27 protein-coding genes and 2 pseudogenes are annotated in these 25975 nt (G+C 56.6%); 19 read left to right on the top strand and 10 right to left on the bottom strand.

Annotation, left to right across the window (positions count from 1 at the left end; translation table 11 throughout):
- Positions 1 to 11: 11 nt before the first annotated feature.
- A complete protein-coding gene (locus ACZ48X_RS03165; protein WP_336351844.1) occupies positions 12 to 941 on the bottom strand; it encodes a hypothetical protein in 930 nt (309 codons plus the stop codon).
- A gap of 29 nt (positions 942 to 970) precedes the next feature.
- Positions 971 to 1252, bottom strand: coding sequence for a hypothetical protein (locus ACZ48X_RS03160; RefSeq protein WP_336351845.1), 282 nt, complete (start codon positions 1250 to 1252; stop codon positions 971 to 973).
- A gap of 323 nt (positions 1253 to 1575) precedes the next feature.
- Between ACZ48X_RS03160 and ACZ48X_RS03155 the strand changes: the two genes are divergently transcribed.
- Positions 1576 to 2301: an Nmad3 family putative nucleotide modification protein gene (locus tag ACZ48X_RS03155; protein ID WP_336351846.1), complete on the top strand. Its 726-nt coding sequence runs from the start codon at positions 1576 to 1578 to the stop codon at positions 2299 to 2301.
- Positions 2302 to 2516: 215 nt separating this feature from the next.
- On the opposite strand, the gene ACZ48X_RS03150 is transcribed toward ACZ48X_RS03155, so the two are convergent.
- Complete coding sequence (locus tag ACZ48X_RS03150) at positions 2517 to 4028, bottom strand: CBS domain-containing protein (protein ID WP_336351847.1); 1512 nt, start codon at positions 4026 to 4028, stop codon at positions 2517 to 2519.
- A 260-nt stretch (positions 4029 to 4288) separates the two neighbouring features.
- On the opposite strand from ACZ48X_RS03150, the gene ACZ48X_RS03145 reads away from it, so the two are divergent.
- The 11 genes from ACZ48X_RS03145 (at position 4289) to ACZ48X_RS03095 (ending at position 13746) form a co-directional block, all read left to right on the top strand.
- Positions 4289 to 5155, top strand: a complete 867-nt coding sequence (locus ACZ48X_RS03145) for a DNA polymerase sliding clamp (RefSeq protein ID WP_336351848.1) — start codon at positions 4289 to 4291, stop codon at positions 5153 to 5155.
- 196 nt (positions 5156 to 5351) lie between these two features.
- Complete coding sequence (locus ACZ48X_RS03140) at positions 5352 to 6221, top strand: ArdC-like ssDNA-binding domain-containing protein (protein ID WP_336351957.1); 870 nt, start codon at positions 5352 to 5354, stop codon at positions 6219 to 6221.
- A 223-nt stretch (positions 6222 to 6444) separates the two neighbouring features.
- Complete coding sequence (locus ACZ48X_RS03135) at positions 6445 to 7911, top strand: pentapeptide repeat-containing protein (protein ID WP_464379812.1); 1467 nt, start codon at positions 6445 to 6447, stop codon at positions 7909 to 7911.
- Between the two features lie 359 nt (positions 7912 to 8270).
- Complete coding sequence (locus ACZ48X_RS03130; RefSeq protein ID WP_336351849.1) at positions 8271 to 8855, top strand: hypothetical protein; 585 nt, start codon at positions 8271 to 8273, stop codon at positions 8853 to 8855.
- Positions 8856 to 8891: 36 nt separating this feature from the next.
- On the top strand, positions 8892 to 9809 hold the full coding sequence (locus tag ACZ48X_RS03125; RefSeq protein WP_464379811.1) for a hypothetical protein: 918 nt from the start codon (positions 8892 to 8894) through the stop codon (positions 9807 to 9809).
- A 177-nt stretch (positions 9810 to 9986) separates the two neighbouring features.
- Positions 9987 to 10658 carry a helix-turn-helix domain-containing protein gene (locus ACZ48X_RS03120; protein WP_336351959.1) on the top strand — a complete coding sequence of 224 codons (672 nt, stop codon included), beginning with the start codon at positions 9987 to 9989 and terminating at the stop codon, positions 10656 to 10658.
- 116 nt (positions 10659 to 10774) lie between these two features.
- On the top strand, positions 10775 to 11365 hold the full coding sequence (locus tag ACZ48X_RS03115) for a DUF7342 family protein (protein WP_336351851.1): 591 nt from the start codon (positions 10775 to 10777) through the stop codon (positions 11363 to 11365).
- 3 nt (positions 11366 to 11368) lie between these two features.
- Entirely contained in the window at positions 11369 to 11851 is a 483-nt protein-coding gene (locus tag ACZ48X_RS03110; RefSeq protein WP_336351852.1) for a toxin-antitoxin system TumE family protein, read from the top strand.
- Positions 11852 to 12101: 250 nt separating this feature from the next.
- Positions 12102 to 12407 carry a hypothetical protein gene (locus ACZ48X_RS03105; RefSeq protein ID WP_336351853.1) on the top strand — a complete coding sequence of 102 codons (306 nt, stop codon included), beginning with the start codon at positions 12102 to 12104 and terminating at the stop codon, positions 12405 to 12407.
- Between the two features lie 19 nt (positions 12408 to 12426).
- Positions 12427 to 13494, top strand: coding sequence for a hypothetical protein (locus ACZ48X_RS03100; RefSeq protein ID WP_336351854.1), 1068 nt, complete (start codon positions 12427 to 12429; stop codon positions 13492 to 13494).
- 6 nt (positions 13495 to 13500) lie between these two features.
- A complete protein-coding gene (locus tag ACZ48X_RS03095; protein WP_336351855.1) occupies positions 13501 to 13746 on the top strand; it encodes a DUF8129 domain-containing protein in 246 nt (81 codons plus the stop codon).
- Here the strand turns inward: ACZ48X_RS03095 and ACZ48X_RS03090 are convergent.
- Positions 13725 to 13937, bottom strand: coding sequence for a hypothetical protein (locus tag ACZ48X_RS03090; protein WP_336351856.1), 213 nt, complete (start codon positions 13935 to 13937; stop codon positions 13725 to 13727). The genes ACZ48X_RS03095 and ACZ48X_RS03090 overlap by 22 nt on opposite strands.
- A 197-nt stretch (positions 13938 to 14134) precedes the next feature.
- On the opposite strand from ACZ48X_RS03090, the gene ACZ48X_RS03085 reads away from it, so the two are divergent.
- The 5 genes from ACZ48X_RS03085 (at position 14135) to ACZ48X_RS03065 (ending at position 17045) form a co-directional block, all read left to right on the top strand.
- The gene (locus ACZ48X_RS03085; protein WP_464379810.1) at positions 14135 to 14326 is read left to right on the top strand and encodes a hypothetical protein; all 192 of its coding nucleotides are present in this window, start codon (positions 14135 to 14137) and stop codon (positions 14324 to 14326) included.
- Complete coding sequence (locus ACZ48X_RS03080; RefSeq protein WP_464379809.1) at positions 14323 to 15231, top strand: phage NrS-1 polymerase family protein; 909 nt, start codon at positions 14323 to 14325, stop codon at positions 15229 to 15231. The genes ACZ48X_RS03085 and ACZ48X_RS03080 overlap by 4 nt, the downstream gene beginning before the upstream one ends.
- Positions 15153 to 16337 carry a DUF6610 family protein gene (locus tag ACZ48X_RS03075; protein ID WP_464379808.1) on the top strand — a complete coding sequence of 395 codons (1185 nt, stop codon included), beginning with the start codon at positions 15153 to 15155 and terminating at the stop codon, positions 16335 to 16337. Before ACZ48X_RS03080 ends, ACZ48X_RS03075 begins: the two co-directional genes overlap by 79 nt.
- Positions 16338 to 16434: 97 nt before the next feature.
- Positions 16435 to 16731, top strand: a complete 297-nt coding sequence (locus tag ACZ48X_RS03070; protein WP_336351860.1) for a PadR family transcriptional regulator — start codon at positions 16435 to 16437, stop codon at positions 16729 to 16731.
- Between the two features lie 182 nt (positions 16732 to 16913).
- Entirely contained in the window at positions 16914 to 17045 is a 132-nt protein-coding gene (locus tag ACZ48X_RS03065) for a hypothetical protein (protein ID WP_464379816.1), read from the top strand.
- Positions 17046 to 18542: 1497 nt separating this feature from the next.
- Here ACZ48X_RS03065 and ACZ48X_RS03060 read toward each other — a convergent pair.
- Positions 18543 to 18692 (bottom strand): annotated as a pseudogene (locus tag ACZ48X_RS03060) (IS6 family transposase); the annotation flags it as partial.
- 116 nt (positions 18693 to 18808) lie between these two features.
- On the opposite strand from ACZ48X_RS03060, the gene ACZ48X_RS03055 reads away from it, so the two are divergent.
- Positions 18809 to 19495, top strand: a complete 687-nt coding sequence (locus ACZ48X_RS03055; protein ID WP_464379815.1) for a Cdc6/Cdc18 family protein — start codon at positions 18809 to 18811, stop codon at positions 19493 to 19495.
- 894 nt (positions 19496 to 20389) lie between these two features.
- On the opposite strand, the gene ACZ48X_RS03050 is transcribed toward ACZ48X_RS03055, so the two are convergent.
- Positions 20390 to 20671: a hypothetical protein gene (locus tag ACZ48X_RS03050; RefSeq protein WP_336351861.1), complete on the bottom strand. Its 282-nt coding sequence runs from the start codon at positions 20669 to 20671 to the stop codon at positions 20390 to 20392.
- Between the two features lie 401 nt (positions 20672 to 21072).
- Here ACZ48X_RS03050 and ACZ48X_RS03045 point away from each other — a divergent pair, with 401 nt between their 5' ends.
- Positions 21073 to 21645 carry a hypothetical protein gene (locus tag ACZ48X_RS03045; protein WP_336351862.1) on the top strand — a complete coding sequence of 191 codons (573 nt, stop codon included), beginning with the start codon at positions 21073 to 21075 and terminating at the stop codon, positions 21643 to 21645.
- A 157-nt stretch (positions 21646 to 21802) separates the two neighbouring features.
- Here the strand turns inward: ACZ48X_RS03045 and ACZ48X_RS03040 are convergent, their stop codons facing one another.
- From ACZ48X_RS03040 to ACZ48X_RS03025, 4 genes and pseudogenes are all read right to left on the bottom strand, one after another.
- Positions 21803 to 22477, bottom strand: a complete 675-nt coding sequence (locus ACZ48X_RS03040) for a hypothetical protein (protein WP_336351863.1) — start codon at positions 22475 to 22477, stop codon at positions 21803 to 21805.
- Positions 22477 to 23004, bottom strand: a complete 528-nt coding sequence (locus ACZ48X_RS03035; protein ID WP_336351864.1) for a hypothetical protein — start codon at positions 23002 to 23004, stop codon at positions 22477 to 22479. The genes ACZ48X_RS03040 and ACZ48X_RS03035 overlap by 1 nt, the downstream gene beginning before the upstream one ends.
- 170 nt (positions 23005 to 23174) lie before the next feature.
- A pseudogene (locus ACZ48X_RS03030) lies at positions 23175 to 23847 on the bottom strand (IS6 family transposase).
- A gap of 594 nt (positions 23848 to 24441) precedes the next feature.
- Positions 24442 to 25875 carry a hypothetical protein gene (locus tag ACZ48X_RS03025; RefSeq protein ID WP_464379807.1) on the bottom strand — a complete coding sequence of 478 codons (1434 nt, stop codon included), beginning with the start codon at positions 25873 to 25875 and terminating at the stop codon, positions 24442 to 24444.
- Positions 25876 to 25975: the final 100 nt, after the last annotated feature.

Genomic DNA, 25975 nt, shown 5'->3' with positions numbered 1-25975 from the left:
AATACCTGGACTTACTCGTCAAGCTGATCCCGGATGCGTTCTATCCAGTATTGGTCACCCTGCTCCCATGCAGCTATGAGAGATGGCTTTGAAAGGGGGTCCTCCGCATTAAGTCTCTTCGCAGGTTGCAGATAGAGTGTTTCTCTGTCACTGTTAGTCGAGGAACTAAGTGCGGTTTGGTATGTCACCACAAACCCAAATGCGACCTGATCGACGCCGGAATCCTTGGTGAGATCTTGGAGGAGATTTCCCAGTGGCGTCGGCGACTTATGACCGTCCCACTCACCAAGCCCCTTTGAATCAAGAACCGCTTGAACTCGCTCCAGGCAATCAAGATCCGGTGGGCGTTCGATGACTTTCGTTGATGCAAAGAACGTATGCTCTTCCCCGTCTGGACGGATCGAACTCGTCCCAGCACTTGTTTGAGGGCTACCACTAGTTGACAACAGGTCATTCCCCGAACGAAGGAATGTACCGTCATACTCGCCTTCAACAACAAGGAAGCATTCGAGTTGTAGATTCGTAGCCACGTCATTACCAGTGTTCGTGAGGGTAAGCTCAATCCATTCACCACCCGGTGGCGTATCATTCGGGAATTCGTCGTTCAGAGGATGTTCATCAACCGGTTCTGGCTCGGAAGTAGCCTGTACTAACGGCCGGTGTGCAGCTTTTAGAATGTCTGACTGGGAATCGAGGATGCGGTTCTGACGGAGATATACCCAGCCGAGAAAGAGGGTGAGCAAGGAACCCACGATGACGTCAGCGGCCGTTATCACCGTGCTGGCGCTAGGGGTAGAAGATGCAGTGTCTTGGTTAGCGTCTTGTAGTGCAGGTACATTGTCGAGTAAAATCTGAGGGTAGAAGAGCGAGAGGAATCCAACGCTAAATACTGCTAATAGAACGACAGCGACGGTAAGCCGGTTCGAGGTTCTGGTATTCATGTTTGGATGTGATGTAGGGCAAGGAGGTATCAGAACGGAGCACACATCGAGTAATAGTTTTTCGCTCGGTTTCTATTTTCAAGGACTAGATCCCCATTGTCGTAGGTTAGTCCAGAACGATCGCCGGCAAGTTCATCAGCGACATCATTTACGTCTTCGTCTGGGTAGTCAGAGATCGCAGAGCGAATCTCATAGAGCGGCTTCGAGAATTGGGAGTCGGCATGTTCGTCTTCTTGATATGGGATCAGAAGTTCTTCTAAGATGGCCGCCGCTATAATGTCTCGTTTACTGATTCCATCGACATCTGACACAGTCGTTGAAACTTTTCTTCATCAGCAATATAATATTTTGGGTCTCAAGGGACTGTCTAGTTAAGCCAGTTTGAGGAACGAGCAGGTCGTTGAGTTAATCGACCAAGATGCTCGCAGACCTGCTCAGTGAGTGCTATGAGGCGGATTTAGAAGAAGCATAGTGAACACCACGTAAAATGTGTCTCCGAGCCCGACTCTTGGATTGGTTGGACAGAACCGACCTTTGTTATAAAGCCCGAGGATGAATTCAACGTCGGTAGCCCGACAGCAGAGGGTCTCGATGAGATTTTGGACCGCTTCGAGGCGGTTCCCGGGGGAAGCTGATGTCGTTGGTGTTGGTCGGTATCGCCGCCGACTCACAGAACGCGTCGAATTGTCCTCCGATCTTCGAGGACGGTCGATTCGAGTACATCCCGATACCAGAGCAGTACGAAACCACAGAAACTGCGACGTACGCGAGTGAGGGGCACGATGACCATCTCTCATACGTGGTATATGACGGGGAGGAGACGGCGTCATTTGATGACATTCGAATCCACCACGATCCCAACTTCGATGCCCTCACGTTCGGCGACCCCGGTAAGTCTCGAAGCAAATTGCTCACGCTTGCGCACGATGATGTCGTCGGATTCTACTCTGGGCTGACTCCTCCGAGACAAAAACGACCGAAGCACCGATACCTGATTGGTTACTTCGTTGTCGACCGTGTCGTGGATTTCAATTCGCTCGATGAGGAACAAATCTTGGCCGAAGTCGAGCGGAACCGGCAGAACGCTCACATCAAACGCTACTTAAGTAGCATGGATCGTAGCCACCTCGAAGACCTCGTAATCGTCCAGGGCAAGAGGCCAGGCGGATTGTTAGATAATGCGGTGAAGCTGAGTGGCGGCCGGCCTGACGCTTCGAACTACTACTTTGAGACGGAGTGGCTTGACGCTTGGAAACCCTCCACCGAGTATCTGGGAGGCATCAAGCCCGTGATAACCGCTGATATCGGCAAAGCTGATTTCATCGAATCACTTGAACACGTGGCGGGTATGGACAAATGAGAACGGCATAGCGAAGATTCCGCCCAGCACGTTCGTCTCATCCAGAATCGTGATTAGGTCTCGACATCAGCTCGTACGGAGTGGTGGTCGAGGGTCGTAGTGAATACGTCGTCTGTCTACACCGACGACCTGAACGAAGTCGGGGAGATCGATTGAATCATCTCAAGTAGAACCCAAGAACACCTCACTTGGGGATGAAGTGCGGTGATTGGATCCTATACGTAGTTCTGATTTTCAATCGACTCAAGGCAACCGTTCAGCGCTTCATAAATCTCGGTGAAATCCCCCGTTGTCCGTTGCTTCGTCCAGGATGTCGTATCCATGGTATGAATCAGTGGCTGGTAGTGAGCAACAGAGACACGAAGATCGTTGATGGTGGATGGTCGAATCCCCAGGTTCGACTGGTTGAATCCGATTTCCTCCTGTATCATGCTGTTTTCGACAATCTTGATTAGATCAGACAACAGTAGGATGTCAAGCACGTCCTGTGCGACTTCGGATTTCTCACTATACTTCTCGCTGCGCTCCTTGACGTCGTTCCAACTGATTCCAGCGTCCATGAGTGCATCTTCCCAGTCAATACCGTAGTCACGGATGGCGTTCCGCAGCCCAATCTCAAACCGAGCGAACTTCGCGTACAGGTGGAAGTACACCTCCATGCTATTGAGGTCGAAGCGGGTGACGATGCCTCGGACGTCATCTTTCGGTCCGACCAGACAGAACCGCCGTTCTCGTAACCGGTCAAGAGTTTCATCGAACGACGACGTAACGGGGACGAGTAGGCTCTCTTTGATTTCCTTGATATAGCCGTCAGCGAGCGTACCAGTGTCGGCCCCAGTTAGGTCTGCTTTCGACACGAGGCCGAGGCAGACCTTACTATCCCGCTCCCGGACGGGTGCCGCGTCGTAGTCGTTCTTCACCAGGGAGAGGTAGACATCGTGGACGTCGTCATCGGGGTAGAACGACATCGGGCCCTGGGTCATGATGTCCGCGACACCAATGTCATAGGGGACCGTCAGAGCCTCCTGTACACCGTCGAAGTCAACCTCCGATGCGTACTCCGGGTCTGGCTCTGCATGTGCGACGGTCGTAATGACGACATCCAGTTCAATCTGGTCGTACGGCGATTCGACGGGGCTCGCGTCAATGTCCTCGATGTGGAACGTTGTGAGCCGCCTCTTGAGCTCGGGAATCGCGGAGTGTCCGCGCTTGCTCGTGAAGTCGGGGGTGACGAACACCAATCGTCCCTCGCGTGCGAGCATTCCCAACCCCTGCTCGAAGAACGCGAGGTACAGATCCTCGTCCCGACCCGGTTCGTCGGCGGAGATGGTATCGAACCGCATCGCCAAGTCCTCCCGAACCTCCGGAGAAAGATCACGCAGTCTGGCCACCGGAGGGTCGCTCAGGATGTATTCGAACTCCCCGAGGTCGGGCAGACTGCCGAGAAAGTCGAGGTGTCGAATGTCAAGGGGCAGTTCGTCAAACAGTTCTTGGACTTCTTCGACGAGGCCCTCGTTAGTCTCTAAAGCGACGCTCTCGGGAAAGTCGAGATCGTGACGGTCACAGTACCGGGAAACAGCTTCGACGAGTTCACCGCGTCCAACGCCAGGGAAGAGGATGCGTTCATCGGGATCGGGGGTACCGTCTGCAAACAACCGACGAACCATCTCATCGGCAACGTCGGTCGGTACCTGTCCGACGGATTCTGGAGCCTTGGGGTCCCTCATTAGGAGCATCAAGACACTTTGGGACGAAAAAGGTGGACCCTGGCCAGAGGCCGGTAGCTCGTGATGTCACGTTACTGTATACACCCTCTGTATCGAACGATTCGTACCTCGGAATCGTTGTCGGATTCCATGATTGATTCGAGTCAATGGTAAGGATGTCTACTGAAATATCGTACTATTCGCGGAATCAACGGCGCCCGCCGAATGCGCTGTCCGACCGCGTTTTATTGACCCCCTCGTGGGGTGGAGGACGATCAACCATGAGCACGACCGAAAGCACTCCCAGTGACACCGACGAACCGACCACGCCAAACCAAGCGGAAGCAGGCACTGACTCAGACGCGGACGACACCGAGCAGGCGTTCTTCGACACCGAATCGGCCGCTGACAGCTTCGAGGCGACCGTCGAGGCGAGTCTCCTTCAGGACGTCGTGACGGCGGTTCGGGCGTTCGTCGACGAAGCCCGCGTCCACCTCTCCGAGGAGGGCATCGGCATCAAGGCCGTCGACCCAGCGAACGTCGGGATGACCGAAATACGGATGCCCACGATGGTATTCGAGCAGTATGAGACGCCCGGCGGTCTGATCGGGCTTGACCTCGAGCGCTTCGCGGAGGTCCTCGGCATGGCGAACAAGGGCCAACTCGTCTCCCTCTCCCTCAACGAAGCAACCCGGAAGCTCGAAATCAAGGTCGATGGTCTCGAGTTCGAGTTGTCGTGTCCCGACCCCGAAACCATCCGGTCGGACCCCGAGATTCCCGAGCTAGAGATGGACGTCGACGTGACGTTCGCGAAGGCCGAGTTGAGTCAGGCGTACAAGGCGGCGAATCTCATCGCCGACCATATCGAAGTCGCAGGCAGTCCCGAAGACGAGGCGGTGGTGTTCGCCGTCGAGGGCGACAGCGACGACATGCAGTACACCGTCGACGACGAGCTCGACACAATCGACAGTCTCACAGATAGTTCATCGCTGTACAGCCTCGACTACGTCAAGGACGCCCGCAAAGGGATGCCTCGGTCGTGCCAGATTGGGATGCGCTTCGGCCAAGACCACCCCATCGAGTTCACGTACCAACTCGGCGACGCCATCGACGTCCGGACAATGATAGCCCCACGAATCCGCCACTGACTCGCCCACGCCGGTTCTCACAAGGGAGGGAAGCACGCGACGACACCGATTTGTAGCTCCCCTCGGCGAGTGGAGGGACCACGAAATGGCCACGACACCCACCGAACCCGAAGAGTCGACAGACTGCACGTCTGAACAGGACCGAATCCTGCCAGGGAGTGAGTCGTTCACGGACGTCGACGACCGCCGCGACGCAATGCACGAGACGATCGACGCCTGGCTTGACCAGCTCGCCAGCGGCGTCGACGACGCACAAGCGAGCGAGCACTTCCAGCAGTGGCTCGACGTCCAATCCCAGTTCCACGACTACTCGCTCAACAACACGTTGCTGATCTACGCGCAGATGCCCGAAGCGACCCGCGTTGCGGGCTACAATACGTGGCGTGAAGAGTTCGACCGGCACGTCCAGGAAGGCGAGCAAGCGATCTGGATCTGGGCTCCCATCACCGCCGCGAAATGCCCCGACTGCGGGAACAGTCCCTCGTACCACGACAGCATCGACTGCGAATACGACGACGCCCCACCAGCGGAGTGGTCGACGGGCGTGGTGGCATTCAAACCTGTCCCGGTGTTCGACGTGAGTCAGACCGAGGGCGAACCCCTGCCCGAACTCGACACCACGACGCGCGGCGAGCCGGGCGACCTCTTGGAGCGTGTCCGTGCGGTCGCTCTGGACCGCGGGATATCATTTGAGGTCGTCCCGAGCGGGGAGTGGACTCACGGCGATGCTGGCGGTGTCTACCAGCACGATGCGGAAGCGATCGAGGTCGAGGCCCAATCGAACGACGCCGATGAAGCGCGTGTCGCCGTCCACGAACTCGCCCACGCCATCCTCCACGAACCGAGCCTCGACGAGAACGAACGGCCGAGGCGCGAACTGGAAGCCGAAGCCACTGCGTACGTCATCGCTCGCCATTTCGGGCTGGACGCATCGAAATCGCGGTTCTACCTCGCCGCGTGGGCCGATCAGGACGAGGCGGACGTCCGCGAGCGCCTCGACCGCATCCAGTCCACTGCCGCGTCCCTCATAGAATGCCTCGACGACACGCTCGAATCACATCGGTGAACCCCGTTTGGTTCGACCAATTCAACGTTGAAAACGCTGTGAACTAGGTCTGCGAATTTACCACCGGAGTTCCCGCCAGTTTCAGTGGAGATTCGTACCGCCGTGCAAGATACATAACGCGAGTCTTAGCATAGAATGAAGCAACCACGGTCTACTTTGCCAATACCCTTTCAAGAAACCATAGTACCAAAATATTATTATAGTACTTATAGAGATATTTTTTATGCGAGAGCCTCTTTCAGGTCGATGCGGATATACCTGGCCCGAAGACTACGACCCTCAATTCACGTTAACTCCTAATCTAGAACTCGGTATCGGGGTAGAGAGCTGTTGCTATCGGAAATCGCTTCCAGACACCAATTACTGTGCTTGGCACGCAAATCCCAGAGAAACTGAGCATAAAACCGTCGAAAACCTTCGTGAAGCTAGGGCCACACCACATATTCGGGAGTTGAATTCTCCTTTCGATGAACTCTTAGATGGGGCTCAGCTCCCGAAAATGAAGCTCACAGACGCGTTCATGGTCGGCGAAGATTCTCTGAGGAATTGCTCCCTGCGAGAAGGGAACTTCGAAAACGCAGAGTTAGAGTCTTGGGATTTGCATTCTGCACACCTCTCGCGAGCAAATCTACGAGATGTTAGTCTTTGGGGAACCGACCTGTCTGAAGCTAATCTCACCGAGGCAGATCTCACCGATTCCTTCCTATCAGGGGCTCAATTCGACGATGCAATTCTACGTAGGTCAACCCTCACGTCTGCGAATTTAAGAGGGACGCAATTACCTAACGCTGATCTCACTAAGGCAAATCTCACAAACGCAGAATGTAGCGACGCACAGTTGACCCACGCAAATTTAACTAAGGCGACCTTGACAGATGCCTCACTCCAAAACACCAATTTATCGAACTCGAACTTAGAACGAGCTACTATGATTCGTACAGACTTATTTGACGCCATACTGCCAAACGCGAAAATGGAGGGCACTTTGTTCGCTGACGCACGTGTTAATGAATCTACCTTCCAAAACCTCGCCTCCGAGGAAAATCAAAAGAAGGATCGTAAGCTTCGAACCATTTTTCGAAGATTAATTTTAGGACCAGAAGGCAGAGGTGCTTATAGGTGTGCATACGACCCGAAAGCGCTCAAGAACATCGCAGAATCAGATAACTCTGACTACAATAATCCGGAAGTCCGTGCCGGTGGAGTGTATTTGGAACTTGAGCGTCTAGCAGACAGAAATGCCTTACAAAAATGGGAAGGTCGATTTTTTATCCTTCGACAAGATATGCAATTGTATAAACTGAACCGGGAAAGTAGATATTCTGCAGCACTTTATCACTCTATGGAGAAGTCGATATTTGGATACGGTGAACGATTTAGCAGAGTAATTGGATGGTCTATAACCATTATTTTGCTATTTGCGCTAACATATCTTCAAGGTGGATGGATTCGCCCGGTAAAGCCAGGAGGAGCATTAGGTCCGGCTATTTCTTCGAGTCGCTTATCAGAAGGATTGGGAGTCATTTGGGAGAGCATATATTACAGTACCTTGACCTTCACTGCACTCGGGTTTGGTGACTTCCGGCCAACTACTTCTATCGGTCAGTTTTTTACTATAGCCGAAACCGCCCTTGGTGCCGTTATGATTGCTCTTTTAGTGTTCGTAATGGGACGCCGTGCTTCACGATAATCTTCATCTTGATATAAATTTTCCATTTTATGCACATATTAAATCTTCTTTGCTGAATGTGCCTTCTGTATTCAGCACCCGGTTTTGACGGATTCGTGGAAGGTTACCACATAGAGTGATAGATCGTTTACCTGTATCTATCAATTGGCGTTTCCAGGACTCGGAAGTGGAGCGCACGGGATTAACCAACAAGAAACCACTACACGGCCCATTGTTGGTTAACCCAGGGTAAGGCCTCCAGATTATCCTAAGCAAAAGAGAACGCAGCGTCCACAGGAGGCATTCGAAGTCGAATCTGGGGGTGAAGAACGTACTTTATCAGATTTCTCGTGTCCCGTGCGGACTGGGACATACCACAGATGACCGAGAGTACCCACAGTTCGATCGACCAGCAGTTCGCGTTCACTGACGATGGCGAGCTCGAGCCGACTTATGAGTCCGTCAAGACCTCACTGGCAGACTTCGGTGCCAACGTCGACACGCGTGAACGCGAGTCGCGACCTGATCAGCCTACCGCCAGTAGCATCCTTTGTGACGACCGCCCGCTTGACGATGCCGAGGATGACGGTCAGCAGGAGACGTTGTATCCCGATGTCGAAGACGACCAGCAAGCCCTCGACGGTAGCCAGGCCAGCACCATCTCGACGTTCTCGACCGTCGAGAGCGACGAGACGTCGCCCGGCCCACGCTACGGTCAGGCACTCGCCCAGACCGTCGAGATGCGGGGCGTCGATACCGCGTTGCGGGCCGTCGAGGGTATCGGCGAACAGACCACGAGCGTGCTGATGTCGGCGGGTGTCACCGACCAGGTCGACCTTGCACTCGCCTGGACGAACCCCAGCGAGCGCGCCAGTCTCGAACGCGCACTCGAGGCACTGCCAGCGAACTGCCAGCACACCGTCCGCGAGACCGCAGCCAGCCTCTGGACGCACCTCCACCGCTAACTCAGTCTCGCGTTTTCTCCACTAATCCTCTGCCTCATGTTTAAATCCGATTCCGCGTACAGACTCAGTAGCCCGATGGTCACGGACCCGAACCCACACTACGACCCCGAGGATATCTACGGAATCGGTGCCGTCACCGACCCCGTCCTCGACGACCACACCCCTCGTGACGAACGCGAGTGCCCCCGCTACGGCCAGCCGATGCCCACGGACCGCGACCGCTGCGAGGACTGCCAGTTCGACCACAGTACCGAGACTCTCGCCTCGGAATCCCAGTCACCAGCCTACGAGTGGCAGGCCGACCGCGTCGCCGTCGTCCACGTCGACGAACCACTGGCGACGCTCGCCCAAGCGTTCGCCCGGACCGCGATCCGCCGACGTGACCGCGACGGCTCTACGCCCTCACGGTCGAAGCAGAGCGTCCGCCTCCTGGACGACCTCGGCACACTCGAACAAGACCACCTCGGCAGTCCGGATTGGCGCGAAATCGACGCACTCGCGAAGGCGGACAGCGCGGACGCCAACGCCCTGATCGATGCTATTCGCGAGCAGAACACCGACCGGCCTGTCTTCTACGATGCTGACGGCGATCCGCTCGATGAGGTCGGTGACGTAGACAACGGCTGGCTCGTCGCTGGGGTCCTCCGCACGAAGACTCGAACACTGGCGGACTGTCCAACGCGCGTCCTCAAGTGCCACGACTGCGGGCCCGGACCCCATGCCCACCGGGGGCGCGAACGCGCCGACACCCGCGTCGACGACCCACTCGTCACCGGTGCCAACCTCTGGACGTGCAAACGCTGTCGCCGAACGCGAACCGGCCCACCCGCCGAGTCCGAGACCGGGAGTCGTGACCGAGAGTGGCCCGACACCACCGCACAGGAACGCGCCCACGAGGAGGACGCAATCGGCACCGAGATGGTCGAGTACATCGAGACGCATCGTCGCAACTGAACGCAGTTACCGATGTATACGGTGGTTTTCGGCCTCTGAAGGGCTGACAGGCAGTTCACCAACACCGTCCAGTGGTCGATATCGCCGCAAGTTCTATAATCTACTATCTCATTAGAGATAACTAAGAGCAAGCCAATTGACGCGGCTATCTGGAGGATCCAAACAATGATAGAGATGATGGATGCCACCGCTGCGAAGATCGTTTTAGCGATACAGCGTGGTGATTCTATCAATCGTGTTGCGAGCAAGATCGGCGTCTCGTACTCGTGGGTGTACGACTGGGTCGAACGGTTAGCAGAGGCTAATATTATCAGTAATGAAGATAGCGGGCTCCGAGTTGTCGACCATGAGTTGCGCCAGCAGTACGCCGAGATGATGGCTGCATTGTACAGTCGCGAAACCATCTCTCAGGAGGACGCGTACGTCATTCCGCACTTCGCCGGCATGGAGTTCGCGTACACGGAGATCGACGCGGCGTACGTCTGGACGCACGGCGGCTACCAGATCGCCCGGGGCCACGACGACTACCCGGTATTCATCGAAGTCCACGACAGGGATATCGAACGGTGGATAGCCTTCTTCGAGCAGTTCGGTGTCGACACGACGATCAACGAACGCCCGGACGCCAGCGCCGTCGACGGGAACGTCCACTACGTGTTGTTCCCACAGACAAACGGTATCGAAGTCGAGTGGGTCGACGGCAATCCCGTCATCCCGTTGGACGATGCCGTCGACCAGATGATGGCGAACCGGCCAGCGTACGAGCCGGCCTTGGAGATCATCGCCGACGAGTACGACAGGGACATCGACGCCTCACACCACGAGGCCACGGGCGTAGATGGTTCGTAGCTCCCAGTCTGTCATGGAGCTCCTTTCGCCGGGTGTGCGAACTGGTGGCCGCCGAAATCTGAGAGAATATAGTATTACCCGGAAGTCCTATGTTCCTTCAATGTGATTGGTGAGATATGAGGAATCCAGCGGACGCGCCACCATACGAGGACGTCAACGACGCCGTTACGGAGGACTGGGTCGACGAGACGACTCCGTACGAGCGTGTTCGACAGGTGGTCGCGCACACGTACTCTCCAGTCACAGCCGAGACGGTCGCTGACCAGGCCCAGACTGCAACAAAGACTGCCCGCAAGCATCTGGACGCGCTCGCAGACGAGGGCTTCGTCACCACTGCGCCAGGCAAGCATGGCGCGACGACGTACCGTCGCTCGCCCGAGTCACTCGTCGTCGAACAGGCCGCCGACATCCTCCAACACGTCTCGACAGACGAACTCGTCTCCCGAATCACCGACATGCGTGAGCAACTCGAGAACTATCGGGCCGAATACGGCGTCGATTCGCCCGAAGAGCTAGCAGTCGAGCAGACGAATCAGATGCTAACGGATACCGACGAAGAGCACACGAGGATTGAGCCTGAGGTATTACAGGAGTGGCAGACGACGCGGCGTAATCTCGCATTCGCAAACGCCGCATTGTCGATTGCGAACGCTGAACGGTTCGTCGATGGGGACCGACAGCAGACAGACGGCAGTCTCACCGCCTGATCGATGGCGCGAACACCAAGAACAGACGAATCCCACTCTCTGCGCGGCCCGATCGACCGCGCGGCCCTCATCTCGATTCGTGACGTCATCGACCGCGAAGAGCCACTCGCTACGCCAGCACTCGACGACTACCTGAACCCAACGGCTGTCGAGGTCCAGCTGGATGATGGCCTTCGAGCAGCGACGGCGGCGCGCATCGACGTCCAGTGGACTACCAAAGACGACTACAAATTCCACTACACGGACACCGAGGATGTCAACTTCCGTTGGGGCAAACATCACCACGACGGCGACTACATCCACGCTGAGGGACTAGCGCACTATCATCCACCGCCGGATGCATCCTCGAACCCTGACGAGGTGGAGGATTCCTGCATCGAGCAGTCCCTCGAAGTTCTGGTCACCCGTGCCGTCCTGAGACTCTGGCGGACAGCCTACCACCGAGATTCGTTTGAACCCCTAAACGCCGCTAGCAATCCGCCCTGACAGCCACCGTTTCCCATCCATGAGTGACAGATATCGCGGGGATGCTGGACCTTGAGGCAACCCGACGTTCTCGCTCACGAATCCTGTTTATCAGTCCCCTGGCGGGGTGGAGGAACTCTCAGATGGCATCGAATCCACCAGCCGACAGTCCAGTTGCACCTGCTCTCCGACTCAAGCTCCCACCCGCAGTCGAGCATCAACTTGCTCAACAGACGGGCGAAATCTTCGCCGGCGGTCCCCACCAGAATCGATGACGACGGTCGCTATCGACTCCGACGACGACGACGTCACGGTCCCAAGTTACGGACGCAACGCCGAACAGTCGCTCGCGAGTGTGCTGACAGCGGTCCGTGAAGATGTCCTCAGGGCAGACTGCACTGACCAAGACGACGTCGTCGGCGCGACGCTGCGCGCACTCGAACGCCACCTGCCTGGCGTATCGCTTCCAGACATCCTCGAACTCCGGGTGCTCGTCGACACGAACGCCACGGACCCCGAGTCAGTATTCGCCGACACGACCGAACAGGCACTCGACCACCTCGCCACCTGGCACTAGCCTGCCTCGTACTATCTATATGTCCACGCAATCAGACCACCAGTCGACTGTATCGTTCACCACCCGCCACGACCTCACGTTCACGCCGACCGAACCCCCGGACGACCATCGCTCGTTCCCACGAGACACCGACATCGAGGGCGTGGCGTGCAAGCAACTCAGCGGCTACCAGACCGTCCAGGGCCGCAAGCGCGAGCTTAGCTGTTCGCCCGGCGACGGCTACTGGGTCGTCGACGACGCCAAGACCGTCACCAATTACGTCGACGAGTACGGCGACGCGGTGTGGCCCATCCCAGAGACGTACACGGCGTTCGACGGGTTCGAGCGGTATCTCGGCGAGATGGACGGGGCGGGCCGCCGGTACGGCTACGGCATCGACGCCACTCAACTCGAGAAGGCGCTTCGACTCCTCACCGGCGGCGGGCATTACGACCACGACGCGTACACGCTGGTCGCCTGCGGACGGAAGCCGTTCGTCCTCAGCGGGCCAGAAGGCGTCCTGCTCTCGCGTCCCGGCCACATCGCGCGGCCACAGGACGACAGCCAGTGCCCTGAACGTACCGTCACCGGCACGCGTCCACGCTCGGACACCGAGTACGAGCTCGCCGTCGAAGAAGCCAACCCAGTCGTTCTGGATGGTATCGAACGGTTCGTCGAAACGCTCGACTACGTCTACAACTCCCCGATTTCGAGCCACACTGCCGCGCCGCACTCGACGTCCTCGTTCCACTTCTTCGAGACCGAAGCCGAGACGACGGTCAAAGTGAGTGCGGAGACGCTGCTGACGGTCGGCCAGCTCAAAACCCACCACACCGACGTCTCCGTCTACGGGGGTGCAACCGTCGACGCGCCTCACTCCTCAACGAGCGTCGATGTCGAGTGGACTGGCCCGGACCAGTACGTCGGCGACATCCATCGCGGCGCACCGGTCGTCGGCTACGACGTCGACTGGGAGACCCGCGGCGGCCGCCGCCGCTCCGTGCTCGTCGTCCGCACCCATCGCCTCGTCGAACGCGACCAACTCGATACCAGCCTGTACGTCCTCCGGTCGCAGGATCAGGAACTCGGCTGCGTCGAACACTGGTGACCAGGGATGGCCGCCACGACGGACCGGACAACCCCCGGCCAGCCTGTCGCGGTCTTCGACGCCCTCCCACCAGAGACGCTCGTCCAGACCGCGAACACCGACCTCATCCGAGCAGCCGTCGAACTCCTGGACTCAGTCGACGACGTCAAGCGCGTCGTCGCCGCCGAAAACCAGCACCGCGCCCGCCCGGGCGTGCTTCGACTCTGCCAGGAGCGCGCCAGACAACTCCGTCACTCCTCGAGCCCAGACTGACCCTCAACAGTGGGATCAATTCCGTCGGCAAGCCCTCGCAGATACTCCGCCACCACTTCCCGTTCTCTACCTGCAAGGTCGCTCCACACTCGAACTTCGCACACGATTCGCTCCTCGCTCCCCTCCAAGACGGCATCCGGAAGGTACTCCGTCAGGTCAAGCCGGTCGTGATGCCAACCGTCTTCGCTCATACCGATGCTCGTGCCGCTTCCGTCTTGGACCTGTTTATTCACCCCCATGCGCGCTGGAGGCGACGATGTCTCACACCATTGACCCACACCGAACGCCGCCCAGCGACGGGCCTGAACCGTTGATCGACACGACCACCCATCGGCTCGCTCATGGCATCACGCTGCCGGGGCGAACTCAGCGTGCGCTCGAAGAGCCGATGGCGGTGACGCTCTACAAGAAAGGCGGCGTCTATCAGGTCCGAAAGCAAGACAACTCCACGTACCTCGTCGACATCGTCAACGGGACCTGCACCTGTCCGGACCCACACGACCACGACAAGCACCAGCGCCGGGTCGAACGAGAACTCGAGCTCGACCGAGTTCCGACCATCGGTGGCAGCATCCCGTGAACCAGAGAACAGAGACGGCGAGGAATGTGCCTGCCAAGCTGCTGGAGTATCCACAGTGGATCGTCTGGCGCTCGGAACTACGCGATGGGAAGCGCACGAAGATACCGGTCGACCCGTCGACACAGCAACGCGCGAGCGTTGACGAACCCACGCAGTGGGTCGACTACCAGACCGCACGCCGGTCCCTTCGTGTCGACGGCTTCGACGGCCTCGGCTTCGTCTTCACCGACAAGGACCCATTCGTCGGTGTCGACCTCGACGACTGCCGCAACCCCGTCACCGGCGAGCTCTCACCGCTCGCCCACGACATCACCACCACCCTCGACTCCTACGCCGAGACCTCACCGTCAGGACTCGGCGTGCACGTCCTCGCGAAAGCCGACCTCCCGGGAACACGACGTCGGCGGGGGAGGCTCGAAGTCTACGACAACGCCCGATTCTTCACCATCACGGGCCGGCACCTCGACCACACCCCACAGAAACTGTGCGAGCGCGACGACGCCCTCGCACAGGTTCATGAGCAGTACCTCACCGGCGATGACACCACCGGCCAGAGCGACGAGCAGGCTACCATGTCCACTCCGCGGGATTCGGACGACGTCAGTTCCGTCGATGGAAGTGGCGACGCGGTGGCGGCCGTCGTCGCACGTGCTCGGAACGCCGTGAATGGTGGGAAGTTCGACGCCCTCTGGAGTGGCGATACTACGGGGTACTCGAGCCAGTCGGAAGCCGACATGGCACTCGCGTGCCTCCTGGCGTACTGGACGAACCAGAACCCCGCCCTCGTCGATGCCTGCTTCCGCGAATCCGAGTTGATGCGCGAAAAATGGGATACAGTCCACTACGCCGACGGCAGCACGTACGGCGAACGAACCATCGAGCGTGCACTCGCATTCATCGACTAAACTCCCTCTTGCCCTCAGTTCCCGCTCCGACTCACTGCTGTAGTTTGTCAGCAGCCGGGCTGGCTCGACTGATGGCCACCCCACAACAGCCCGCTGGCGGTGCCTCCGCGAGCAAGACGATCGAGCAAGCCCGCAAGGTCGGGTACGTAGCGTTCCTGCAGCGGGTTCCGTTCGCGGTCGACGCCCACCGTCTCGGGTACGCAACCGGCATCTGCGAGGATTACACGCTCCAGCAGTCCCAGTACGCGAACGTCGACGTCCCAGTCTCGGTGCTGGATAACGATTTTCGCGACCCCGACGTCGAGCGTTGGACGCGTGTGTTCGAGCGCCACGAACCGAACGTCGGCATCATTGGCGACGCCTTCACCGAAGCGGAAGCCCGAGAATACGTCGAGGTCGCCCAAGAGCTTCGGCGAGCGTATCCAGAGGCGACGCTGGTGATCGTTCCGAAGTGCGAGGCTGCATTCGACGTCATTCCCGACTGGGTCGTGCTCGGGTATCCGGCTGGGAGTCACGCCGGGAAAGCCGACCACACTCCCGAGGAGTATTCAGCACTCGCGGACTGGCGTGGGCGCAGGCTCCACCTGCTCGGCGGCGCGCCACAGCGTCGCTGGACGCTCATCCAGGAACTCACGCAGCCGACGGTCACCGGCCTCGAACCAGCGAATATCGTGGGAATGGACTACAACGGCTTCTTTGCGAACGCTCTCCGATATGGCGATGTCTGGTATCCCGTCCAGCCACACTGGCGGACCCACGACGACAGCTCGCTCCGCGAGCGCGTCCGGATGAGCCTCGAGCACGCCAAGGCATACTGGCAGCAGCGCGGCGTTTGGGCCACTCACGAGGACCAGAGTGCGGTCCTCTCACCAGACGACCCCGTCTTCGCAACCAGGGGCACACCCTTCGACCCGACCGAAGCAGAGCTCTTCGATTGCGAATTCGGCCAACCCGGTGGCGACGAAGGAAGCGGCGTACTCGTTGAATACGACGATGGGATCGTACTCGCCTACACCAGCCAGAAGCACCGACGGTTCCTCGAGCACCGTACTGGCGTCTATCGCGAACATGGTGACCCACAACGAGTCCGTGCCCAGCAATCTTAGTGGAGAACTGAACTGTCCACAGCTAGAGGCCAAGTCCATTGGTGATTGCTATCACATCTCAGAAGACTCATATCGTTCGATACATCTAGTCCTAGTCATGCACGACCTGACCGGATTCCAGCGCGACCTCCTGTACGTCATCGCTGGCCAAGACGAACCTCACGGCCTCGCAATCAAAGACGAGCTCGAGAACTACTACGAGAAGGAGATCCACCACGGCCGCCTTTATCCCAATCTCGACACCCTCGTTGACAAAGGCCTCGTCGAGAAAGGCGAACTCGACCGCCGCACCAACTACTACACCATCACCCGCCGCGGCAGCAGAGAGCTCGAAGACCGACGCAACTGGGAGACGCAGTACGTCGAAAGCGCCGAAACTTCTGTAACACAATAGGGAGTCTAGTAGAAAGCCAAGAAGAGACCTACGGGAGATACCGTCGAGGAAGACAGTTGGAATCGTTCGGTTCTAGAGTCCGGGAAGCGGAAAACTGATCGAAAAAGAATCTGCGTCAAGCCCCTTAGGGAACGTTCTTCGATTTCGATAACGTGTAAGGTGTTGCTTGAGGGACTCAATTACTGAATGACCTCCATGTCGATGTTCCAGACGAGACCATCCCAGACCACCATTTCCATGATCGACATCGAAAGGCCATCGAGATACTCGAGGACGATGCGCATTCCAAGATGGTGGGCAACCTGATACGGTGATTTACTCCGTTTTTGTGGGTTCTGTATGAGTTCTCAGCCGATGGGCCTGGACGAGAAATGCTACAGAAAATAGTGCTGACAGGAGTCTACCGAGTGGTGCTTCCAATGAAGCAAGAATCGCTCGCGCTTGCCATGGAAGCCAATCTGGCCCCATAGTGTACGAGACGTTGGGATAGGCAGACGAGAACACCTGATTACGGAACTGATACCTATTCTCCCGACTCGACGTTGGTTCAGTCTGTTGGTTTACCCACTGTTCAGCTGTTCCACTCATCGAGAACCCACGGTTGTTCAGGTGAGTGATTAGTGAACCCACAGTCTGGTTTGACTCCGATAGCCGATGGTCTAAGTCTGATAACAGAGCAGCTCCCCAAAGATACGAGCGCTTTGAGGTCGCGTCTGCTTGGTTCAAAGCCGTTCCATTCGGGACCTCGCGATAGCGAGCTAGCATCCCATCATACTCCCGTGGAGACATATATCCGCTCTCAAGTTGGAGCCGAAGTCCGAGGTACTGAGCACTGCCCTCCGTGAACCATTGTAGTCCGCCGGTTACGCGAAAGTCTTGGCGTGTATGAACGTACTCATGAAACCAAATGTTCATCTCCTCAGGTGACCCCGACGAATATTCTGCTGGGGCGATAAACTCATTTGCAACGGCCCACCCAGGATGATCTCCCTGGGGTACTGTCGGTGAGGCGAACACCCGAACGGTTTGGTCGGTTTTACCGCCATGGAGTCGACGTGAGCTTTCGTTCAAGACACTGAGTACAGTCGCTGGTGAAACACTACTCTCTCGGGAGATATTTGGCTGGACGAAGACGTGTTCTTGACATCCAATCATCTGACGCGATACAGAGACGTTCCCTAAATAGACGAACTGTTCGCCAATCGCTCCTGCAGAGGCTGGACGTACCGAAACATTTCCTCCAGCAAGATCAAGAGCAGGCCCAAGCAGCCATCTATCTCCAGATGGATACGACCGATTTGTGTCCCTTGGGTTGTACGTCTGGGAGTCATCTGGGTTAATCTCCACCGTAATCGATGCGTTTCGATTATCTCCATCCCATCGGAACCGAGTTCCTGTCTTACGGAATCCTGTTGAGTTTATGATGGCGCCATCGCCGTTTAGCCCTACTCGGAAGGTGGAGTTTCGGGTCTCAGATATGTTGAACACGACTCGATACTGAGAGGTGTTCGAAGTTCGTTGATAAACTGCAGTCACCGTACTTGCAGTGAAATTGGAATTCTCAAGGTCCGGGAGGAACGTTGGGTTCTGATAGTACCCCTGTTCTTGAGTACACTCTTGAGGGAGACCCTGTCGAGGATATCGCTCTTCAAAAGCTCCAGTTCCCGCTCCGAACGCCGGACCAAGTGCCGCCAACCCAAACAGGACAGCCAATACAACAGATAAAATCAACCGCAGGTGACTACGTTCAATGGCCATACATGACAAGTGCTCGTATCATAGACTGATAGATTCTCTGACTTCGGCACTATCTAGTTTAGCACCTCCGCAGCTGGCGTGTGTCCATCGAGCGCTTGATGCGCTCGTTGGTGGTTGTAGTAGTGCATGAACTGTGCAAAACATTCGTGGACGCTCCACCGACTGCCTACCCACGAGTTATGGAAGCGTTCAACCCGTATCTTGGAACGCCTTCATATAGGGGAAACCCGACGTCGGGAAGACCGTCTCCACACGCTACAAGCTCGACGAACTCATGGCCTCCGCCCAAGAGTACACCATCGCCTGCGACTTCATCTGAATCAACTGCAACGGCCTCACCTCCTCCTACCAGGTCGCCATCAAGCTCACCAACGACATCGCCCCACCCCAAGGCCAACTCCCCGCCACCGGCCTCCCACCGAGCGAAGTCTACAACCGCATGTGGGACGTCCTCGACGGCTACGAAGACACCGTCATCATCGTCCTCGACGAAGTCGACAGCATCGGCTCCAAAGACGAGCTCCTCTACAAACTCAGCCGCGCTGAAAAAGAACGCGACCTCACCGACACCGAGATCTCCGTCATCGGCATCAGCAACAACCTCTCCTTCCGCGACAAACTCGACCCCCGCGTCCAGTCCTCACTCTGCGAACGCGAACTCCAATTCTCCACCTACGACGCCGGCGAACTCCAGGCCATCCTCCGCGACCGCGCCGACACCGCATTCAAACCCAACGCCCTCGACGACGGCGTGATTCCCTACTGTGCCGCACTCGTGGCCAGCGAGTCCGGCGACGCCCGCAAAGCCCTCGACCTCCTCTACGAAGCCGGCCAGATCGCACGCGCCAACGACGCCGACGTCGTCACCGAAGCCCATGTCCGCGACGGCTGGGACGAACTCCGTCGCGAACGCATCGTCGAAGGCCTCGCCGAGTGCAACCAACACGAAGATACAGGACCAGAAGAACGCCACACCCACACCCACCGCCTTCCCGTCGGTCGGTGACCCGGATCCGGACACCACCGTTGCACGTGACCTCGACGCGAGCGCGCTCTCCCGGCACGTCCCCGACGGCTACCAGCCCGCACAGATTCCCGACGAAGCCACGCCCGCGTCGCTGAGCTTCAAGGACGTCGACGACCTCTTCGATGCCGCCGCTCGCGCGCTCGCCGAACACGCCTACGAGGGCCTCTACATCGACGAATTCCGCGAACAAGACTGGTACATCGAGATATGGTCGGAGAAATCCGACGTCGTCTCCGAGGGGCTCGCCAGCGAGTACGGCGCCACCATCCGACCCGCCGGCGGCGGCGAGTTCTCACTCTCTATGTGCCAACAGGCGCTCGACATCGCGGACGCGCGCGGTCAGGACCTCGCAGTCATCATCATCTCCGACTTCGACGCCAAAGGCGCCGACATGCCCGTCTCCGTCGCCCGCAAGTTCGAACTCGAAGGCGCGCTCCGCGGTATCGACGTGGAACTCGTCCACGGCGCCGTCACCTTAGAGCAGGTCAAAGCGTACGGTATCCCGGGCGACCCGGCGAAGACACCCGACGGCCTCGAAGACGACGTGCGTGGCGCGAAGGGCTACGAGACGCACAAGGAGTTGTTCCGCGAGTTCGCCGGTCAGTACCCTGTCGAGATCCGCGCCTTCCAGTCGCGCTACCCGGCCGCGTTCAAGACCGAACTCGAGGAGCGCCTCCAACAGTACGTCGACGACGACCTCCCTGACCGCATCCGCGAACACGTCTGGCAAGCCAGGAGGACGCCTACGACGCCCTCCGCCGCGCCTTCGAGGACGACGCTCAGGACATCGAAGCCGCCTACCGAGCGCTCGACGATGCACTCAGTCGGTATCGGGGCCGCGTGAAGGCCGATGTCGAGGCGACGAACCAGGGGTTAGCGAGACTGCGAGACCGCGAACACATCGTTCGCGAAGACGAGAACATCGAGCGTGCTCGGTGAGAGTTCAGCAAGGCCCTCGGCGACGTCGACGTCCGCACCGCCCCCGACGCCATCGACCTCCAACTCCCCGAGGCTGACGCACCCGGCGACGACGACCCGCTCCTGGACACAGGCCGTGGCCTGCTCGACCAGCTCGCCGCGTACCAGGACTACAACATCCGCGACTAACCCGATCGTTCTTCTCCGCACAGCTGTGTGATCGACGTCGACAGCCACGCCCACTCAAGCCCACGCCTCAGATATCATGGTGAGGGTGGCTGTGGGTAGCCTGAACCACCCCCATGACCCGACCCGACACCAAGGTGTGGGGTAGAATCAAAACTATTTCTTGATGGCGCCGTACCTTATCGGATAAGCCGTACACCGCACGGCCGTGAACTGAATCTTCGGGCCGTGACTCGATAGGATCGAACGGCAATCGAACTTCACGATTTGTGGTGCGAACGTCCTACAAGAATGAGACTGAATCAGGAATCACCTTTTCAGATGAGTATGATACAATCGCGATACTTGGTGACATAGAACTCAGGACGCGAAAATTAGCAGACTGAAGAGGCGGTGTTGACGGAAATATACTTGACCGTAACTATTTTCGTCACGAAAATCGAACTGATAATATGGCTACCCGAAGACATATCGTGACAAGTTTAACAGGTTTCATTGCGGTAAGTACTGGATGTCTCGAATCGGTTTCTGAGGGTCCAAAGCCTGAAGCCTCGGCAACAAAGACCGTTGCTGAAAAGAGATTTACTCAGTTGGAGGAAGAGCCAGCGCATATCGAAGCTCGGCTCTCTGACTTAAAACCAGTAGGAACGACAAACAAAATTACTCCGGCTGATGGATGGGTTCCATCAAATTGGAGTATAAATAAACAAGAACATCTTGAGGGTGTTGATATTGATAATACTATAGATAACTCAGAAGAAGTTAATAAGTTCTTGACAGATATAGGTTTCTCTGAATATTCCTTATTAGTTCATCAGTACCCGATTTTGTCATGCCGGAGTCGAAATCTCGAAACTCTGCAATGGGGCGATCCTGCAGAACAAGGAACTCCAATTAAACTGAACTATTCCCTCTCCAAAAGAGAATGTAATACGAGTAGTGAGGAGCATGTAGAAATGACTATCGTAAGGGTTCCTGCAAATATCCCCTTTGTTGGGTATTTTTCAAGTATGGTAACTAAATAACGTAATTGTCGGCGCTCCCAGTAGGACCATCCATATCGTATGTATACTATTACTTGAGATGGTTATGTTTGATTCGCAATTAACTAAATGGATTAATTAAAAATTCTATGCGTGGCAGCCTCTAACGCTATTCGGAGGTGATGGAATCTCCTACTATTTATACTTGATTTTCGTTAAACATCACGAAGAGTTCATCATCACAATATTGGTGGATATTATATTCACTCTCCTCGACACAAGGAATACCTTGCATACGCCCGTAAAAATAACTTGGGGCGATAGCGTCTCCGTCACTAGGTCTATCCGATACCCACCCCGTAGTTAGTCCCAGAGTAACGTCGTTATCATAAGCCGCCATAGGAATACCCCCATTCCAATACTGGTATTCGGAACGGACTCTCCTGTCATCAAGATAATCTACCTCCCTCTCTAACCTGGGATGGTCGACGTTAGCACTGACCGAAATTCCTGCTGGGACTGAAGCAGAGACAGAGCCAGAAAGTGAAGTCGTTTTTGATTGGGATGGGCTGTAGCTTATGTTCCCCAAATTAAGAAGGTCTGACCGTCTCCAATTTTGAGTTTGTATAGATTTGTCATTCTCCCAGGTGTCTGAGTTCGGTTCTTCTCCCCACCATTCATTTGCGGTAGCCGGGAGCATCTTACTCTGCTGGACCATCCCCCACTGGGACCTCTCTTCATCATTCCCGTTTACTCCGTCATAACGAGATAGGCCAGTGTAATGTTCCAACTTGCCGACTTTCATAGCACAGTCGCCCTCTAAATACCAGAGCGGTTCTTCCTGGCGTAGGAATACGTCGTCATCCCAACTCATTACTCATCACCTCCGAGATCCAGGAAGTCATCGATGTCCTTATGTGAGGTTTTCACATCTTGGTATGACTCTTCTACATTATTTTGAACGCTTGGATGACTCAGTCGTCGAACCGGTTCAGGAACCTTTGACGGGGCGTATTTAACCAGAATATCCGGTGAAGAACCCTTCCAGTTGACCCCGTATCCTACAATTGTCTTTTTTCTTTTAGATTTCTTTTTTTTGGGTCGGGCGTGAACATCAGGAAGCGCAGCAGAGTTCACTCCCTTTTCCTTCATAATCTTATTATGGAGGATTTGAACGGATTTCTTCGTCACCGGAACATTCCGGTTGCCTTTCACATATCCCTGTTTTTTATTTGTAGTAAGAACCGGCTGATCGGGGCCTGCTGATATGGTGCCACGCTCCTCTCCAACCGATTGTGCTTTTGAACCGGCTCCGGTGGAAACTCCAGCCAATCCAGCGAGCGACGAGCTGGTTAATTTCAGTACCTTTCTCCTCGACTGATTCAGATGTTTACGCGCCACATTTGCTCCAGGAAGAGACAGAATAAATATGTGTCGGAATTATATTATTAAAAATATAGCCACGCCTCTTAGAGTATTTTGGATATTTATCTTCTCAAGTTTTCTTGATTAAACTCCTTCTGATAGTAATTTGGACCTGATTGTCCAAACGGGACTGCCCAGTTTGGCACCTATCCGACTGGCGTGCGTCCATCAAGCTCGTGGTGTGATTCGTGGTGGTTGTGGTAGTCCCTGAACTGCGCAAGCAACTGACGGACTCTCCGCCGGCTGTCAACCCAGGACTTTGGAAGTGGTCGACCCGCATCTTGAGCGTGTGAAACCACTTCTCAATCGGGATTCGCTCCGTGTAGTTCACCCGACAGCTCAATCCAAGTCGGGCAAAGGCAGCCCGATAGCCGTACTGGTCGACGAGAAACACCGCCTCCGAGCAGTCGTGTTTCTCCGTCAGTCGTGCAGGAACGCAGCCGCTGGATCAGTGCTGTACCGGCCAACCAACGCGACGTTGAGGATCAGCTTCGTGTCGACGCCTATTGCAGCGTGCAACCAAGACTGGTCGCCATTGATTTTGAAAGCGGTCTTGTCGACGGCGACCCGCGACGGCTGTGCCGTCGGCGGGTCGCAGCCGCTGTCAGCGAGCCGATGCACCCAGTTCCAGACCGCTCCATAAGACCGTTCGACGCCTAATTCCGCGAGAATCGTTGCTGTTTCTCTGACTGAACACCTGGTCTGGTGGAGGCGGACGGCGAAGGCCCTGACGGGCGCTGCCGTCCGCTCGCGCTCCCAAACTTCTTCTAAATCCCCGTCATACGTCTCGTTGAGCAGGTCTGGAGCATCTCTAGACAAGCTACTCAACGAGCTGCTCGTTCCTCAATCTCCACTAACTAGACAGTGCCCTGGCCCAAATCCCTACAGCGAAATTGTTCGGTAGTACCATTGACACGGCCGACAAATTGTCTGACTGGCGGGTGGTGCCTCTGTGCATCCTGCCCACACTTGTTGAGTCACGTCCCCGCCTGCTTGTTCACTCACAAATGCACATTAACCTCACATCCCGTAGCCGGCACTGGCGTTACGGTGATGAGGTTGTGGATGGGTTCGGGAATAGCTCAAGTAGATTTGTGAGTGTCGACTCTACTAGGTCTTGGATTGCTGTTTCGAACGCGTCGTACGTGTCGCCGCCTGTTGGGAACTCTTCAACCCAGAATTCGGTCGGCGACCCACCTCTATCGTTGCTGTGTTCCACTGAGTACCGGCCTGAGATGGTGCCGTCTTAATCTGGATAGAACATCACTGGTGGTGCGTCAGCGTATCTTTGGTACGCGACGACTTGATAGAGATTCTCGTTTGGGAGTGCTATCCTCTCTCCACTTGGCGTCCGCAACCCATACACGGCTGCCACGTTCTAAGAGGGACACGTCCGGTTGCAGCTCTTGTAACTCAGTCTCCACCCACCCGCCACGCATGCTCCGCCACCAACCCTTCACCCGATAACTCCCGCCGCTCGGGACTAACCGAGTGAGTCACAGCGGCCGCCAGATCGCGCGTATCCAGATACCAATATCCATGCGTCGCACAGAAATCACGAGCTGCCTCAGTCAACGGCTGCGGACGCTCACCAGGCACCGCCTCCCGATGCGTCGCCGCGACCAGAACCATCTGCACCTCATTGTCGAAACCAGCAGTCTGAGCTCGCTCCTCCCAGTCTTTGAGTTGCCGCACCTTCTCAATCGCAATCGCATCGTTCTGCCCAGTGATTTCGAAAATATAATCGCGGTCCTCGCCTGCGAGTTCAGCGTCCCACTCCCCATCTCCCGCAGTCATTACTAGCTCGCTTCCAAGTTCCTCAAACGCCCACGCAACCAGTGTTTCTAATTTCTCGCCGGACGCCCACAACAACTCCTTCGCCTGCTGCACCACCTCATAATCAGCATACACTGACTCCAAGCGCTCTTGAACAGCTTGCTCACCGTCTAACTGAACACTCTCCACCCACGCCGGGCGTGTCAGATCACGCTCTGTCGTTACACCGAACTGATGCTCGAGCGTCCCCGCAATCACGTCGGAGGGAGTCCAATCGCCAGCCACTGGCACCAACCCAATACGACCATCCCAGAGTTGCTCGCGAGATTCCGATGCCACTGCTGTGACGGTCTCACGCATCGGTGTCATGTCGACCGTACACGCAATCGTCGCTCCCGCAACTGTCCGTGCAAGCGCCTGCTCACTGGCGCCTTTGGACATGAACACCTCAGCAAATGACGGCTGTTCATCCCCTCTGGCCGGACCCACTTTTTCAATCGTGTACGCCCGTTGGAACGACTCCCCAAAGTACCACTCCCAGTCAGACGCAACCGATCCACTATCCACAGACTCGCCGGAATCCGCAGCCAATGAAATATCCAACGGCAACCACGACAACAAATCCACCTCCCGCATCTCAGTGTCATCACTAGTAGAGACGTACCGTAAGTCAACGGTTCGCTGCCCTGGCATGAGTACAAACAGCCAGTTCCCAGCCTCCACCAGCTCAGAAATATCTCCCGAATCTGGGAACGAGACCGCATTCGATGGCGCACTCCCCGGTGCCGTCACCTGCGAATTCCCCACCAAATCACACAGATTCGCGAATACAACCTCGTAATCCAACAGATTATACTCTTCAGTCCACCGTCTCGACGCCGTTGCCCCACCCACATCAGCCCCAATCACCAACGAACGCATCGTACACCAGCCAAATACGGCATCCCCTCCTTTCCCTCTACCGATCCCACCACCCAACGAGACACAGATGCCCTCCAAAGGAACAACCAGACCGTCCTTCCAGCACCCCCACTCGAGCATATACACCTCACCCCCTCGCTCGTCAATCATCGACTCCACAACCACACAGCCCCTATTCGCTCAGGGGAGCCGCTGCTTCCGCAGCAGCTGAATCGATATCACGAAGCCCAGATTCACCGCCACGCACATC

This window comes from Halorubellus litoreus (assembly GCF_055378595.1).
This window is presented reverse-complemented; position numbering and strand designations above follow the sequence as displayed.

What these genes read in the sequence shown, in the direction of transcription:
- ACZ48X_RS03165 (WP_336351844.1), bottom strand. Translation starts at nt 941, where the DNA reads ATGAATACCAGAACCTCGAACCGGCTTACCGTCGCTGTCGTTCTATTA.
- ACZ48X_RS03155 (WP_336351846.1), top strand. Translation starts at nt 1,576, where the DNA reads ATGTCGTTGGTGTTGGTCGGTATCGCCGCCGACTCACAGAACGCGTCG.
- ACZ48X_RS03150 (WP_336351847.1), bottom strand. Translation starts at nt 4,028, where the DNA reads ATGAGGGACCCCAAGGCTCCAGAATCCGTCGGACAGGTACCGACCGAC.
- ACZ48X_RS03145 (WP_336351848.1), top strand. Translation starts at nt 4,289, where the DNA reads ATGAGCACGACCGAAAGCACTCCCAGTGACACCGACGAACCGACCACG.
- ACZ48X_RS03140 (WP_336351957.1), top strand. Translation starts at nt 5,352, where the DNA reads ATGCACGAGACGATCGACGCCTGGCTTGACCAGCTCGCCAGCGGCGTC.
- ACZ48X_RS03135 (WP_464379812.1), top strand. Translation starts at nt 6,445, where the DNA reads ATGCGAGAGCCTCTTTCAGGTCGATGCGGATATACCTGGCCCGAAGAC.
- ACZ48X_RS03130 (WP_336351849.1), top strand. Translation starts at nt 8,271, where the DNA reads ATGACCGAGAGTACCCACAGTTCGATCGACCAGCAGTTCGCGTTCACT.
- ACZ48X_RS03125 (WP_464379811.1), top strand. Translation starts at nt 8,892, where the DNA reads ATGTTTAAATCCGATTCCGCGTACAGACTCAGTAGCCCGATGGTCACG.
- ACZ48X_RS03120 (WP_336351959.1), top strand. Translation starts at nt 9,987, where the DNA reads ATGGATGCCACCGCTGCGAAGATCGTTTTAGCGATACAGCGTGGTGAT.
- ACZ48X_RS03115 (WP_336351851.1), top strand. Translation starts at nt 10,775, where the DNA reads ATGAGGAATCCAGCGGACGCGCCACCATACGAGGACGTCAACGACGCC.
- ACZ48X_RS03110 (WP_336351852.1), top strand. Translation starts at nt 11,369, where the DNA reads ATGGCGCGAACACCAAGAACAGACGAATCCCACTCTCTGCGCGGCCCG.
- ACZ48X_RS03105 (WP_336351853.1), top strand. Translation starts at nt 12,102, where the DNA reads ATGACGACGGTCGCTATCGACTCCGACGACGACGACGTCACGGTCCCA.
- ACZ48X_RS03100 (WP_336351854.1), top strand. Translation starts at nt 12,427, where the DNA reads ATGTCCACGCAATCAGACCACCAGTCGACTGTATCGTTCACCACCCGC.
- ACZ48X_RS03095 (WP_336351855.1), top strand. Translation starts at nt 13,501, where the DNA reads ATGGCCGCCACGACGGACCGGACAACCCCCGGCCAGCCTGTCGCGGTC.
- ACZ48X_RS03090 (WP_336351856.1), bottom strand. Translation starts at nt 13,937, where the DNA reads ATGAGCGAAGACGGTTGGCATCACGACCGGCTTGACCTGACGGAGTAC.
- ACZ48X_RS03085 (WP_464379810.1), top strand. Translation starts at nt 14,135, where the DNA reads ATGGCGGTGACGCTCTACAAGAAAGGCGGCGTCTATCAGGTCCGAAAG.
- ACZ48X_RS03075 (WP_464379808.1), top strand. Translation starts at nt 15,153, where the DNA reads ATGGGATACAGTCCACTACGCCGACGGCAGCACGTACGGCGAACGAAC.
- ACZ48X_RS03070 (WP_336351860.1), top strand. Translation starts at nt 16,435, where the DNA reads ATGCACGACCTGACCGGATTCCAGCGCGACCTCCTGTACGTCATCGCT.
- ACZ48X_RS03045 (WP_336351862.1), top strand. Translation starts at nt 21,073, where the DNA reads ATGGCTACCCGAAGACATATCGTGACAAGTTTAACAGGTTTCATTGCG.
- ACZ48X_RS03040 (WP_336351863.1), bottom strand. Translation starts at nt 22,477, where the DNA reads ATGAGTTGGGATGACGACGTATTCCTACGCCAGGAAGAACCGCTCTGG.
- ACZ48X_RS03025 (WP_464379807.1), bottom strand. Translation starts at nt 25,875, where the DNA reads ATGATTGACGAGCGAGGGGGTGAGGTGTATATGCTCGAGTGGGGGTGC.